General features: G+C 70.2%; 1 protein-coding gene. It reads right to left on the reverse strand.

Features of this window, described 5'->3' with window-relative positions; all coding sequences use genetic code 11:
- The coding region (locus RB628_RS41480) for a hypothetical protein (RefSeq protein WP_318325780.1) at nt 1-326 on the reverse strand (326 nt) is incomplete at its 3' end.
- Nucleotides 327-446 lie beyond the last annotated feature (120 nt).

Below are 446 nucleotides of genomic sequence, written 5' to 3' on the forward strand. Positions count from 1 at the left end.
CCGTCCGGGATGGCGATCATGGCGTCGAAGTCGGCGCGGCTGATCTCGGGCTCGATCCATTGGTTGCTGCAGCGGCAGCGGACCCAGACGTTGCGGCCGTGGTTGATGAGCAGCCAGTCGCGCCGGGCCCGGCAGATCGAGCACATCACGGGGATCCCGCGCAGGGACAGCTCCGGCGGGTGGCTGAGGCAGCGCGTCGCGCCGGGTCCGCTGGGCGGCTGCGTCTCGTACTGAAGTTGCAGCAGCGGATCGCTTCCGGCGGGGGCGGCAGGCAGGACGGGGATCGGCTCTACGTGGTGGTCGGTCGTTCTGAGCACGAGCGTCATCTCCCGGTCGAGGGCCTTCTCTTCATCCGTAACAGCCTGTGGAGCCGGTTGTCCAGGAGTTTCGCGCAGTCCGGCAGGCCGGTGGCGGGCCTGCCGGACTGCTGGTCAGCGGCGCGGCGG

Source organism: Streptomyces sp. ADMS (assembly GCF_033441795.1).
GTDB lineage: Bacteria > Actinomycetota > Actinomycetes > Streptomycetales > Streptomycetaceae > Streptomyces.